10 protein-coding genes are annotated in these 12,841 nt (G+C 53.9%); 7 read left to right on the top strand and 3 right to left on the bottom strand.

Features of this window, described 5'->3' with window-relative positions; all coding sequences use genetic code 11:
* Positions 1-1,659 (bottom strand): ABC transporter substrate-binding protein, encoded by a 1,659-nt coding sequence (locus tag ACL2XM_RS08060; RefSeq protein ID WP_413732694.1) that lies wholly within the window; start codon positions 1,657-1,659, stop codon positions 1-3.
* Between the two features lie 51 nt (positions 1,660-1,710).
* Positions 1,711-2,865, bottom strand: a complete 1,155-nt coding sequence (locus tag ACL2XM_RS08055) for a mandelate racemase family protein (protein WP_413730353.1) — start codon at positions 2,863-2,865, stop codon at positions 1,711-1,713.
* 512 nt (positions 2,866-3,377) lie between these two features.
* Here ACL2XM_RS08055 and ACL2XM_RS08050 point away from each other — a divergent pair.
* The gene (locus ACL2XM_RS08050) at positions 3,378-4,451 is read left to right on the top strand and encodes a glycosyltransferase family 4 protein (RefSeq protein ID WP_413732693.1); all 1,074 of its coding nucleotides are present in this window, start codon (positions 3,378-3,380) and stop codon (positions 4,449-4,451) included.
* A gap of 5 nt (positions 4,452-4,456) precedes the next feature.
* Positions 4,457-6,613 carry a glycogen debranching N-terminal domain-containing protein gene (locus ACL2XM_RS08045; protein WP_413732692.1) on the top strand — a complete coding sequence of 719 codons (2,157 nt, stop codon included), beginning with the start codon at positions 4,457-4,459 and terminating at the stop codon, positions 6,611-6,613.
* A 51-nt stretch (positions 6,614-6,664) separates the two neighbouring features.
* Here the strand turns inward: ACL2XM_RS08045 and ACL2XM_RS08040 are convergent, their stop codons facing one another.
* The gene (locus tag ACL2XM_RS08040) at positions 6,665-8,209 is read right to left on the bottom strand and encodes a methyl-accepting chemotaxis protein (RefSeq protein ID WP_413731061.1); all 1,545 of its coding nucleotides are present in this window, start codon (positions 8,207-8,209) and stop codon (positions 6,665-6,667) included.
* An 832-nt stretch (positions 8,210-9,041) separates the two neighbouring features.
* Between ACL2XM_RS08040 and ACL2XM_RS08035 the strand changes: the two genes are divergently transcribed.
* Genes ACL2XM_RS08035 through hxsC form a run of 5 tightly spaced genes read left to right on the top strand, consistent with a single transcriptional unit; the run spans position 9,042 to position 12,671 of the window.
* Positions 9,042-9,359 carry a hypothetical protein gene (locus ACL2XM_RS08035; RefSeq protein WP_413722967.1) on the top strand — a complete coding sequence of 106 codons (318 nt, stop codon included), beginning with the start codon at positions 9,042-9,044 and terminating at the stop codon, positions 9,357-9,359.
* 49 nt (positions 9,360-9,408) lie between these two features.
* Positions 9,409-9,792: a His-Xaa-Ser system protein HxsD gene (gene hxsD / locus ACL2XM_RS08030; protein WP_413722968.1), complete on the top strand. Its 384-nt coding sequence runs from the start codon at positions 9,409-9,411 to the stop codon at positions 9,790-9,792.
* Positions 9,793-9,797: 5 nt separating this feature from the next.
* Positions 9,798-10,022, top strand: a complete 225-nt coding sequence (locus ACL2XM_RS08025) for a hypothetical protein (RefSeq protein WP_413722969.1) — start codon at positions 9,798-9,800, stop codon at positions 10,020-10,022.
* Positions 10,012-11,469: a His-Xaa-Ser system radical SAM maturase HxsB gene (hxsB, locus tag ACL2XM_RS08020; protein WP_413722970.1), complete on the top strand. Its 1,458-nt coding sequence runs from the start codon at positions 10,012-10,014 to the stop codon at positions 11,467-11,469. The genes ACL2XM_RS08025 and hxsB overlap by 11 nt, the downstream gene beginning before the upstream one ends.
* On the top strand, positions 11,466-12,671 hold the full coding sequence (gene hxsC, locus ACL2XM_RS08015) for a His-Xaa-Ser system radical SAM maturase HxsC (RefSeq protein WP_413722971.1): 1,206 nt from the start codon (positions 11,466-11,468) through the stop codon (positions 12,669-12,671). The genes hxsB and hxsC overlap by 4 nt, the downstream gene beginning before the upstream one ends.
* Positions 12,672-12,841 lie beyond the last annotated feature (170 nt).

Below are 12,841 nucleotides of genomic sequence, written 5' to 3'. Positions count from 1 at the left end.
TCATAATCCCTTCCCTCCGGCTGGCTGCGCACCCGGCGACACAGGCTGCCGGCTCTCGTCTTTATAGACATCGCGCAAAAAGGTGGTGGCCGACGGATGCGGCAGATAGTTTTTGACGTCCCTGCGCACCACGATGGAATCGATCATTTGCGAAACCGGCACCAGCGCCGGGATCAGGGCGTCGTAGCGTTCCTGAATGGCAAAGTACTCCTGCTTTTGTTTTTCAGGATCACGTTCCAGCAGCGCCCGGTCGATGTCTGTATTGAGCTGTTTATCGTAAAAACCCGTGCGCCAGCCCTGGAAATTGGTGAGACGCGCCGCGTCGCTGTTATCCGGGTTATAGACCAGCGCGCGCAGGCTGGAATGCGGATGCGGTTCCACACCGCTGCCGCCGCGCCCGACCAGCATGGCGAACTTGCGTTCACGCATGGCGCCGTAGATCTGGTTGCCGGTGCCGGTGACTATTTTGGCGCGGATCCCCGCCTGCATCAGCGTGGACTGTACGGCAATCGCGATATTGAGAAACGGCTGATCGGCCAGCACCCGCAGCGTGGTATCAAAGCCGTCGGGATAACCGGCATCGGCCAGCAGCGCTTTGGCGCGCGGAATATCCAGTTTGTAGCCCGGATCCGGCAGGGTTGCCGGCATGCCGACCTGGATCGGCCGCTGGTGCACAATGCCGTAACCGGTCATCAGCGCTTTACCGATGCCCTGATAATCGATGAGATAACGCACAGCTTCGCGTACTTTCGCGTTGGCGAAATGCGGATCTTTCATGCTCATCGCCACGTAATAAATCGTGCCTTTCTTTACCTGCTCGACAACCAGCGCCGGGTCATGGCTGAGCGCGTTGACATCGGCGACCGCCATGTTATTGGCGATATCCAGGTCGCCCTTTTCAATCATCAAACGCAGTGTTTGCGATTCCTGAAAATGGCGGAACACCACGCGGGATAGCCGTGGATTTCCGCGCCAGTACTGCGGGTTGCGGCTTATATTCAGCACGTCTTTGGCCTGCCACCCGTCGAGGCGAAACGGGCCGGAACCCGCTTCATTGGTGGTCAGCCAGCGGTTGCCCCAATCGCCGTTCACCTCATGTGCCTGCACCGTTTTACGATCCAACGCCACCACGCTGCCGAGCGCGGCCAGCGAATAGATCACCAGTTTCGGGTCATTCGGTTTCGGCAGTTGGATTTCAACGGTATCAGGCGATGGCGCGCGTACCATTTCATCGACGTTATCTTTGCTGAATCCATAAGATTTCCATACCGATGCCTGCGCCAGGTTCAAATGCAAAATGCGGCGCATCGACCACACCACATCGTCTGCGGTGACCGGATTGCCGGAGTGGAATGTCACGCCTGCGCGCAGATGGAACGTCAGAAGATTGCCGGCATCGTTGACCTGCCACGAGGTCGCCAGCGCCGGACGCACATGCGTCAGCTGTTGCGGATCGAGCTCAATGAGCGGGTCATAAAGGTTGACCACGATACCGACGATATCATTGCCGGTCATCGCTGCCGGATCGAGCGTCAGCAGGTTGTTCATATTCATGCCGACGATCAGCTGGTCGGGCGGCGTTTTCGCCTGCGCCGTCCAGCAGCTCATCATCAGCAGGAGCGCGAATAACCACGCCCCGGGGGGTGTGCCAGTGTTCATGATGTACCTTCCGGGTAGAGTCAGAGGTTTAGTATTTTTTCTGCCCGCAGGTCAGTCGCGGCTGACGGTATGCGTTTCTATGTAGTCAAAATTAATGTCCTCTCCGAGACCGGGGCGATTGGAAAGATGGACAAAACCCTGCTTATCCATCGGGTCGACAATACTGTTCAGGTAGGCGGCGGGTTCGTCGTATTCGAGGAACGGATGCAACAGGCCGCGTTCGTACCACCGGCAATTGCGGATCGCGCCGACCACGGCCAGGCTGGCCGCGCCGTTGCCGTGCACTTCGCAGTCCATGCCGAACGCTTCAGCCAGACCGGCGACTTTCATACACGGCGAGATCCCGCCGACGCCGTTGGCTCCGGCGCGTAAGATGTCGCAGGCGCCCGCCTTCACCCAGTCGGCGCGGCTGTGGTGTTTGCCGCCCAGGCTTTCCGGGCCGATCACATCGATAGCGAGGTTTTCCGCCAGCCAGGCATAGGAGGCCATGCTTTCTTCTTCCATCGGCTCTTCGAACCAGGCAAAGTTGAGTTTTTCCAGCGCCTTGCCGATGGTCAACGCCTGGCTGCGGCTGTACCAGTGATAGCCGTCGAGCATCAGTTCAATGTCCGGCCCGACGGCTTCGCGCACGGCGGCGCAGGCTTTGATGTCCATTTTCGGGTCCGGCGCGAACGCCACCGGCGGCATCCAGGTATGCAGCTTGATGGCCTGATAACCGCGCGCCACCAGCTTCTCGGCAAACCGGGCGAACTCATCCGGCGTGGAAAGGCCGCCCTTCAGCTCATCACCGCACATGGTGCTGCCGTATGCCGGCACTTTTTCCCGGAATCCGCCCAGCAGTTTGTGCACCGGCATGTTCAGTTTACGGCCGATTAAATCCCAGAGCGCCTGCTCAACAAACGACAGCGCGCGCTCGGTCAGCTGGTTTGCGCTGCCGCGCTGCCAGTGCGCCAGATCCTGCCACAGCCGTTCGCGGTCAAACGGATTCTGCCCCACCAATACTTTTCTAAAGAAAGCGTTGACCACGTGTGGCCGCACCACTTCCGGCGGCGCGAATGAATATCCGCAGTCACCCTCGTCAGTGGTCAGCGTCAACAACGCCATTTTTGCCTGACTTTCTTCACCCGGATGCGAATGGCCCGCGCTATCAGAAACGCGACGTGTCGGATACGTAAAAACAGAGACCTCAACTGACGTTATTTTCACAGCGATACCTACCATTTCTGGGAGAGTTAACGCCCGCCTGGGCGCGCCGGAGTTACGGCCACATCGAGTAATGTGAGCGCACTCACAATTTTATGAAACTTACAATCACAAATAATAAAATGGCATTTCATTGTCGAAGTTAGTCAGTTTGTTTTCATATTTCCTCTGCCAGACGCCGAAAATTTCACCGTAAGTTTGGGCATCCGCATAGGGATATGTGAACAGCTTCACGAAAGAGAGGGGAAATGAGCGCGGCGCAGAAAATAGGCGTAGAGAAAGTGGGGGAATTATTGGCCGGCCTGATGTTGCCAAGGGCTTTCGCTACCGGGCTAGGATGCGCGCAGTTCGCCCACTATCCTATCCCAACCCTCTGGCCGCGTTAGGGTTTTATCCGCGGCCGGCAAAATCCTGTCGCGGACTTGAAAATTTTGCGCACGCACCCTATTTTCTTTTTTGCTATCGCTGCGTTTGACGCGCCTTTCATCACTTATTGTTGGTATGGAGATAAGCTAATGAAAATTGCTCAAATTGCGCCGCTGTACGAAGCGGTTCCCCCCAAACTCTATGGCGGCACCGAACGGATCGTCGCCAATCTTACCGACGCATTGATCAAAAAAGGACACGATGTCACGCTGTTTGCTTCCGGCGACAGCCAAACCCTGGCGCCATTGCATGCCGGCCGCGATCGGGCGCTGCGTCTTGATCCCGCTCCGCTGAAATCGGATCTGGCCGCCCATTATGTGATGTTCGATGAGTTGCGCGAGCGCGCCGGCGAGTTCGATGTGCTGCATTTCCATACCGATCTGCTGCATTTCCCGTTCTTCGAGTCCGTGGCCGCCAAGACCCTGACCACGTTGCACGGCCGGTTGGATATGACCGATCTGCCCACGGCTTTCCATCGCTGGCGGCAATATCCCCTGGTATCCATTTCCGATTCGCAGCGCCAGCCGCTGCCGTTCGCCAACTGGGCCGGCACGGTATGGCATGGGCTGGATCCCGAACGCTATAGGTTCACCGCCGCTCCCCGTGGGGACTACCTGGCTTTCCTCGGCCGCATCTCGCCGGAAAAACGCCCGGATCGGGCTATCGCCATCGCCCGTCAGGCCGGGATTCCGCTCAAGATTGCCGCCAAGGTGGATGATGCCGATAAAAACTATTTCCGCCAGGTGATTGAACCGCTGCTGCAGGGCGGCGGCGTGGAGTTTATCGGTGAAATCAACGACCGGCAGAAAGCGGATTTCCTCGGCCAGGCGCGGGCGTTGCTGTTCCCCATCGACTGGCCGGAGCCGTTCGGGCTGGTCATGATTGAAGCGATGGCCTGCGGCACACCGGTCGTGGCCTGGCGCTGCGGTTCGGTGCCGGAAGTGATCGAACCGGGTGTCACCGGCTTTATCGTAGAAGACGAAACGCAGGCGGTGGCCGCCTGCCGCGCCGTGGACGCGCTGGACCGCTGCCGGGTTCGGACAGAGTTCGAGCAACGCTTTTCGGCCGACGTCATGGCCGATCGCTATATACAATTGTACCGCCGTTTGCGGCAGCCGGCCGCCAACAGCGATGCCCTGCTGCATGTGGAAAAGGCGGGGTAAGCGCCATGGAAAATCAGCCCCGCTCATCCTGCGACGTGCAGGAACAATCCCCGCACACGGAAGCGAAACGTCCCTCGCTGTATGTCCTTAAGGAAGGCGACAGCTTTCTGGTGACCGATGACTTCGGCGATATCACCGGCCGGAGCGACGGACTCTTTACCGATGATACCCGCCTCTTGTCCGGACTAGGGCTGACTATTGGCGACAATGTGCAGCCGGCGTTTCTCTCCTCGACCGTCAGCCGCGACAACGTATTCTTTACCGCGCATCTGACCAACCCGCCGCTGACGGTAGACGGCCAAACCTTGCCCGCCAACGCGCTGCATATCGAACGCACCTGCTTTTTGTGGCAAAACCGCTTGTATCTGCGCATCGCCATCCGCAATTACAGCGAATACGCGCTGAGGTTGCCGGTCGGCCTGCGTTTCGCTACCGATTTTCGCGACATCTTTGAGATTCGCGGAGCCCGGCGGCCGTTGCGCGGCAGCACGCTGGCGCAACAGCCCATTGAACAGGGCGTCGCCCTGGCCTATCAGGGACTGGACGCGGTTCGCCGGCAAACCGCGCTGACGTTTTCACCGCAGCCGGAGGCTTTGGGCGACGGCCTGGCGCGCTTTCAGGCACCCTTGCCGCCCCATGGCCACTGGCAATTGCTGATGGAAGCCGGCCGGCAAGCCAATATCCCGACCGCCGGCCGTTTCCGGCGCGGCGCGGTGGAGGCGAGACGCAAGATGCGCCAGCGCCGGCGCCGGGGGGCGCAACTGACGTGCTCCCAGCCGCTGTTCCAGGCCTGGCTCGACAAAGCGCGCGCCGATTTGGCATTGCTGACCAGCGATTTGCCCACCGGCCCGTATCCTTATGCCGGTATTCCCTGGTTTTCCACGCCGTTCGGACGCGATGCCATCATCACCGCCCTGCAAACGCTTTGGATCGATCCGGCCCTGGCCAAAGGCGTGCTGGCCTATCTGGCCGGCCATCAGGCGGCGGAAGCGTCCACCTTCCGGGATGCCCAACCGGGCAAGATCATGCACGAGACCCGCAAGGGCGAGATGACCGCCACCAATGAGCTGCCGTTCGGGTTTTATTATGGCGGAGTGGATACCACGCCGCTGTTTATCATGCTGGCCGGCGCCTGGTATAAGCGCACCGGGGACGAGGCGTTTATCAGCCGGATCTGGCCGCAGCTGACCGCCGCCATCGCCTGGATAGAATCCAGGCTGGATGCCAGCCCGCTCGGGCTGCTCGACTACCAGCGCGGGGAGCGCAGCGGGCTGGCGAACCAGGGCTGGAAAGACAGCCATGATTCGGTGTCCCATGCCGACGGACGGCTGGCCGAAGGCCCTATCGCGCTGGTGGAGGTGCAGGGCTATGCCTGGCGCGCGCTGCTGGACATGGCGAGCATGGCGGCCAGACGGGGCGAGGCGGAACCCGCCGGGCGCTGGCGCGAACGGGCGGAACGGTTGCGCCAGACCGTGGAGCAGCGGTTCTGGCTGCAGGAGCGCCGTTTTTATGCTTTGGCGTTGGACGGCGCCGGCCGGCCCTGCCAGGTGGAGGCGTCCAATGCCGGCCATCTGCTGTACGTCGGCCTGCCGGACCAGCAACGCGCATCCCAGGTGATCCGCCGGCTGCTGTCGCCCGCCTTCAACACCGGCTGGGGCATTCGCACGCTGTCCGGCGAAGCGGCCCGCTTCAATCCGATGTCATATCACAACGGCTCGGTATGGCCCCATGATGTCGGTTTGTGCGCGGCCGGCCTGGCGCGCTACGGCGAACGCCAGGGCACGGCGGCGCTATTAAGCAATCTGTTCGAAGCGGCCCTGGCGTTTTCCCTGCGTCTGCCCGAGCTGTTTTGCGGCTTTTCCCGCGCGGCAAGCGAGCAGCCCATCGTCTATCCGGTGGCGTGCCAGCCGCAGTCATGGGCTTCAGGTGCGGTATTCATGCTGCTGCAAGCCACGTTGGGACTGGAAATCGACGCCGACCGCCGCCGGATCCGCGTCAACCGTCCCGCATTGCCGGACGGCGTGGACCGCCTGACGGTGGATGACTTGCCCCTTGAGGAAGGCAGGGTATCGCTGGAATTCCGCCGGGTAGCGGGCCGCACCGTCGCTTTCCTGCAACAGCAAGACGGCATCGACGGAGTCACGCTACAATTCAATCAATAACCATGATGCCCGGCTCGCATCGAGACCGGGCATTGTCGTCTGTTACGGAAATTACCTGCCAGTATTAAAAAAGGCCACGGTTTCGGTCAGCCTACGGGTTTGCTCTTCCAGGCCACTTGCCGCCACCACCGCCTGCTGCACAAGCACGGAGTTCTGGTGCGTCACCGCATCGATTTGCACTACGGCTTCGTTAACATGGCTAATGGCTTTGCTTTGTTCATCCGTGGCGTAGGAAATTTGCGACATAATATCCGAAACCCGCTGCACGGCCTCTATCATGTCGTCGATATTGCTCCCGGCCTTTTTGATCTGTGAGGAGCCGCTGTTGACGCGAGCCATGGACTCTTCCACCAGCCCTTTTATCTCCTGCGCCGCCTGAGAGCAGCGTAACGCCAGGCTGCGCACCTCGCCGGCGACCACGGCGAAACCCCTGCCTTGCTCACCGGCCCTGGCCGCTTCCACCGCCGCATTCAGGGCAAGGATATTGGTCTGAAAAGCGATACCGTTTACCACTTCAATAATACTGGCTATTTTGATGGCGCTTTCAGAAATACCGGTCATGGTGTCATTCACGCTCTGCATCATCACGCCGCCGCGAGAAGCAATATCCACCGCGCCGCGCGCCAGTTCGCGCGCTTGCCCCGAATTCTCCGCATTTTGTTTTACGGCGGCGGTAATCTCTTCCATGCTGGAGGAGGTTCTTTCCAGCGATATAGCCTGCTGCTCGGAATGAGCGACTATCTCCTGATTTCCGGCGACGATATCATGGGTGCTGGCGTTGATGATATCAGCGCCATCGCGGATCTCTTCAATGACCGTGGTGAGTTGTTTGCGCATAACACCCATTTCATATATCAGGCTTGAGCTGTCACTGGTTTTTTTATCCACCGCGTGGGAAAGATCGCCTGAAGCAATCCGGGCGGCGACTTCAACGGCATAGCGCGGCTCGCCGCCCAGGGTTCGCAATATACCCCGGTTGATCACATAGACGAGCAGCGAGAGCAAAATGCTGATGGTAACGAATTCAACGATATTCTGATAAAGAGAAACCAGAAATGCCTCGTTAATATCATCAACATACAGGCCGGTCGTGATGATCCAGCCCCAGGGCGACCACGGAATGCTGTAGGCGATTTTCGGCTGAGGTTTCGTCTCGCCCGGACGGGGGAAAACATAGGCGGTATAACCGGCATTATTGTCCCTGGTGACGGCCACCATGTCTCTGAAAATATAGGCCCCGTTGGCATCAGCGATGTCAGACCCTTTGCCAATCAGCATTGCATTGATGGGGTGCATGATGACCTGCGCCTGGGTATTCAAAATCGTGAAATACCCCGTTTTACCATAACGCAGATTCTTGATGGTCTGGAGTGCGCGCTGTTGCGCTTCCGCTTGTGAAATCAATCCTTTGTCAGCAAGATCAGCCTGCATTTTCACTACGCTCTGGGCCAGTTGCGAGACATCCTGTATCGCATTTTTCCGCAGTGTCAGTTGGTCTTGTTTAATCGTCACCGAGCCAAAAAATAACGTTCCGGCCAGGCACACCAGCGCGACAACGAGCGGGAGCCATAGTTTATGGGCAAGTGATAATTTCATGGCATGATTCCCTGTGGTTTTATATGGCTGGCATCGCATCGTGCCCCGGAAGTCGGACTGCGCCTTCATATGTTTATCGGAAATAAAAAAAAACAAATTAATCGTTAAAAGTGATATAGAGGCTCAATATGTTAGTTTTTTGCTATAAGCGAATTAATTGTCTAATAATTAATGATATATTTTCGACCAGGTAATTAACGCGTTGATTTATTTAGATGTAAACACGCGCGTGATCACACTATTAATGGGCAAAGCGTGGGAAGAACGCAGGCTTGTTTGATTGACGCAGACATATTCACGGGTGCATCTTATTGACAGCCTGAGTTTGAAAAATTGCGATAAGATGTAAGCCATCGGCTCTCAGAGTGTAAAAATCTTTTGTCGGCGGGCAAGTTACCCAGGGCATCCGTAGTGGAATCGTGCATCTGCCACTGTTTTAGGGTGGGTTATTGCAAAAAAACCTAAACCTTGCAATGGAAAATCATCAAAACATGTGATGTAAATCACGTATTTTAATAGTTTGCTTTTCTGCACTAAAATTGGGATCAATTATTGCCAAGCGGTATTTTTGCCACACGTTGAATTAGGTTTTCGGCTGATGATAATGATAATGATTTAATTAAATGCAGTGTTAGAAAAATCAGTTTATAGCGCTTCCAGTATGTTTCACGTGTTAACCAACAGAACCAGGAATCACGTCCTCTTTGAGAGTGAATAAATATTGTCCTATATCAATTTTTTGCAATAAAAAGCGCAAGAAAAGTGAAATACATTGGAATATTATTTAATTGATTAATAATTTCCTTATGTTTTAAATTGGTAAGGATCAACAATGAAAGGATTACCAACAGTACCAAAGATCGCGTTAGACGAGGTTGAAGCAAGTAAAAAAATTAAACCGATTATCGCTGGGATAGTTGTTGGGGTTTTAGCGGGAAGCAGCTTGAACGCCATAGCGTCAACGGATGCCATTCCGGTGAACAATGGGGTTCAGGAAAGCATCAGTACCCGAACGAATCCGCAGGGTGGCATAGCCGTTATTTTGGATAGACCCGCGCTGGATGGGCAAGTTTTTGCAGCCCACTATAGCCATTCCAGCCACGCGAGCCATGCAAGCCATTACTCCTGCACGCCAGGCAAGACCTGTTAATCAGTCATAGCCAGCAGAAATGCTGGCTATTTATAGGAGTAACTAAACCATGGCGCCCACCGGTAAAGGTACGAATGCACTCGGTGATTTTTTTTATATCATCGCAGATAAGGGGATTTATTCCATTAATGCGATAATGAAAACATGTTATTCTTTGACAGACCGGTTTTATATTCATGTCACTAAAACTGCGGACAATCATCTTTTGATTTACTTTTATAATAAAAATACCGCAGCACCTACCAGCGATATTGAACGGGTAGTATATGAATTTCTGGATCTTCTGCATGAAAACCAGATGCGCCAGATCGTCCTAGCTGAAACAAAAGAAATTCATGCCGAAATCGTTAGGAAAGCCTTTTCGCCGGTGGTCACGCTGGTGCACAATGCGGCTCCCGGCGATAGCCTTCATATACTGACTTCCTCGGTCTAACGCTTATGCAAATGATACTGGATTCTGATTTTTATACGCAGCATGCCATTGATGAAATGGCATCACTATTTGCGGATTATTTATCAATAACAGCTCAAGCCGGGGATGGTATGCTGCTGAATTTCACCGTCACAAACGCACATGTCCAAGAGAGTGCCGAAATCATCAATACTTTTCTCAATAATGCGCTGATGCTCAGCATACAAGAACGATTCAATCATGAGCATTAAATTCGCAAGCGCTGAGAGTTTTTACCAGCCCCATTATCAGCTGTTGCCTTTCAGATTCAGCAAATTGGATGCTAAGCGATATTTTATTTCGACCGATTACGGTGAATGGATCTGTTTAAACGATGAACAGCTTAGCGTATTGGTCAATAAAAAAGAAATAACCGATAAAAAGCTCTACTATGAATTGCGATCGAAGCACATCATCATCAATGACGAGGCGTTAGATCCGATCCCTCTACTGGCGTCTAAATTTAAGACCAAAAAGGCCTTTCTCGAAGACTTTGCGCAATTGCATATCTTCGTGCTGACTGTGAGGTGCAACAACTCTTGCATATACTGCCAGGCATCGAGAAAATCCTGCCAGTCCGCCTCTTCTCGCTTTGATATGAGCGAAGCCGTACTTGACGCCAGTATCGATATGGCCTTGTCCATGCCCTCCGCCAAACTCACGCTGGAGTTTCAGGGGGGAGAATCGACGTTGACAATGCCGCTGGTCCGGCGGGCCGTGAAGCGTGTGCAACAAAATAATGCGGTGAAAGAAATCCAATTTGTTCTGTGCACCAACCTATGCGATGTAAATGACGAAGATATCAACTTTTTGATCGAGCATAATATTTCAATTAGCACCTCGTTAGATGGCCCCCAGTCCTTGCACAATGCTAATCGGAAATTTAGCCAGGCCGGCGCCTGGGAAGCGCTAATCGCTACCTTGGATCGCATTAAACAAAAAAATGCCTTCGCCAAGGTCAGCGCGCTGATGACAACAACCCGCCAAAGTCTTGGTCTGCACCAAGAAATAATTGATGAATATATCCGGCAAGGGTTTAGCAGCATCTTTATCCGTGAGTTGAATCCTTACGGCTTTGCTCAAAAATATTTCAACAAAATTGGCTATACAACAGACGCTTTTTTGGAATTCTATGAAAAATGCCTGGATTATATCATCCAGTTAAACAAAGACGGACAACCGTTTCGCGAATCCTATGCCAGTCTTATTGTGAAGAAACTTGTCACACCATGGGCGACAGGTTTTGTCGATTTACAATCCCCCTGTGGCGCCGGTTTCGGTGTCACTTTATATAACTACGATGGCAATATTTATCCCAGCGATGAAAGCCGTATGATGGCCGAGACCGGAGACCGGCATTTCAAGATGGGGCATGTGCTTGAGAATACCCGGTCAGAATTGTTTTTGGGGCCGGTAATGCAAGAATTGGCGTTATCGGGGATTAACGACAGCTTGCCAGTCTGCTCGGACTGTGCCTATGCGCCCTATTGCGGGGCTGATCCGGTTCGGCGCTACCAAGTCACGGCGTCCCCTTATGGGCGGCCAGGCAAGGACGATTTTTGTTATAAAAACCAAAGCATCATCAAAATGATTATCAAAAAATTGACATCAAATGACCTTCAAACCCGGCATATATTGCTGCAATGGGGTTTGCAATGAAGCCAGCCATCCCGTTAGATACCTGCTTTCTATTTACGCAGGCAGAATTGACCTACGGCTTGGTTCGGGAGCTATTCGGCAAAGTGGTCACGGGGTCTGATCCTATGACCGACCGCGATATCCTTTATTTAGCCACCGACGCCCTGCTCCCGTCGTTCCAAGACACGTGCCCGACTGCAGTGATTTGTGCGGCCGACGACTATCGCGCACCGGCGCTGTGGGAACATGGCCGGTTTCCCGTACTCCTGGTTAAACCTGGCATTGTCTTCTCTCCTGGAGACATTATCAGCATTAGCGTTAAAGGCAGAATACACCGCTATTATCGCACCGCTTCCCACAACAATGCCTTCCTGGTTACAGAACTCTGTAATAACTTATGCGTAATGTGTCCTCAGCCGCCTAAACCGGCAAGGATTACGGATCCCTATCAATTGGAAAACGACGTTACGGCCACGATAGATCTGCTGGATGACGACCATTTACCCGAGACATTATGTATTACGGGCGGCGAGCCAACGATGTTAAATGAGGGCTTAATCCGCATCATTGATAAGATCGCGCAGCGCTCCCCACACACCCTAATCCATCTTCTTAGTAATGGGCGCTATTTTTATTATGAGAATTATGTCTCCCGGCTTGCGGCCGCGGCTCGCGGCAACCTCATGGTCGGCATCCCGCTTTTTGCACATGTTTCAGATATCCATGATTATATTGTGCAAAGCCGAGGCGCATTCGATCAAACGCTGGCTGGGTTGCTTAACTGCTATAAGCAAGGTATTCCCATTGAACTGCGTATTGTGTTACATCAAAAGACCATTGAATATCTCCCAGATTTAGTAGAATTTATTTCGAATAACTTATTCTTTGTTAAACACGTGGCGTTGATGGGTATGGAAAATATGGGCTATGCCAAACTTAATTGGTCTGCCCTTTCTATCGACCCGTGGGATTACAAGGATATCCTGTCGGCAGCGGTCGATATTCTCCAACGCTGTGGCATTGAGACCCGCATCTTCAATTTGCCGCTTTGTGTGGTAAATAGCGATGTGCATGATATTTGCGCCAAAAGCATCAGCGATTTCAAAAATATCTATCCGCTGGTATGTGCTCAATGTATTAAACAGAACAAATGCGGTGGTTTTTTCGCTTCTGCTACCGACAAGTTCTTTCTCACTCAACATATCACGCCATTCTTGGCGTAAGGGCATTGCCTTGTGTGCCGTTCAGAGCAGCACAGGGAAAACGGGTATGGGATACGCGCCCTGGGCTATGGTTTTTGGGAGCAGGTATGATACCCGTTTGCCCTTTAAGCCATTGGAATAATGGCAAGACGATTAAGAGCGGGAGTCGGGGCTAAAACCATGCAACCCGC

Source organism: Sodalis sp. RH20 (assembly GCF_047324205.1).
Taxonomy (GTDB): Bacteria; Pseudomonadota; Gammaproteobacteria; order Enterobacterales; family Enterobacteriaceae; genus Acerihabitans.
Note: the sequence above shows the minus strand (reverse complement) of the source record. Positions and strands in the feature narration are given on the sequence as shown.

Excerpts from the sequence above, each read along its gene's own strand:
- ACL2XM_RS08060 (WP_413732694.1), bottom strand. The coding sequence starts at position 1,659 with ATGAACACTGGCACACCCCCCGGGGCGTGGTTATTCGCGCTCCTGCTG.
- ACL2XM_RS08050 (WP_413732693.1), top strand. The coding sequence starts at position 3,378 with ATGAAAATTGCTCAAATTGCGCCGCTGTACGAAGCGGTTCCCCCCAAA.
- ACL2XM_RS08045 (WP_413732692.1), top strand. The coding sequence starts at position 4,457 with ATGGAAAATCAGCCCCGCTCATCCTGCGACGTGCAGGAACAATCCCCG.
- ACL2XM_RS08040 (WP_413731061.1), bottom strand. The coding sequence starts at position 8,209 with ATGAAATTATCACTTGCCCATAAACTATGGCTCCCGCTCGTTGTCGCG.
- ACL2XM_RS08035 (WP_413722967.1), top strand. The coding sequence starts at position 9,042 with ATGAAAGGATTACCAACAGTACCAAAGATCGCGTTAGACGAGGTTGAA.
- hxsD (WP_413722968.1), top strand. The coding sequence starts at position 9,409 with ATGGCGCCCACCGGTAAAGGTACGAATGCACTCGGTGATTTTTTTTAT.
- ACL2XM_RS08025 (WP_413722969.1), top strand. The coding sequence starts at position 9,798 with ATGCAAATGATACTGGATTCTGATTTTTATACGCAGCATGCCATTGAT.
- hxsB (WP_413722970.1), top strand. The coding sequence starts at position 10,012 with ATGAGCATTAAATTCGCAAGCGCTGAGAGTTTTTACCAGCCCCATTAT.
- hxsC (WP_413722971.1), top strand. The coding sequence starts at position 11,466 with ATGAAGCCAGCCATCCCGTTAGATACCTGCTTTCTATTTACGCAGGCA.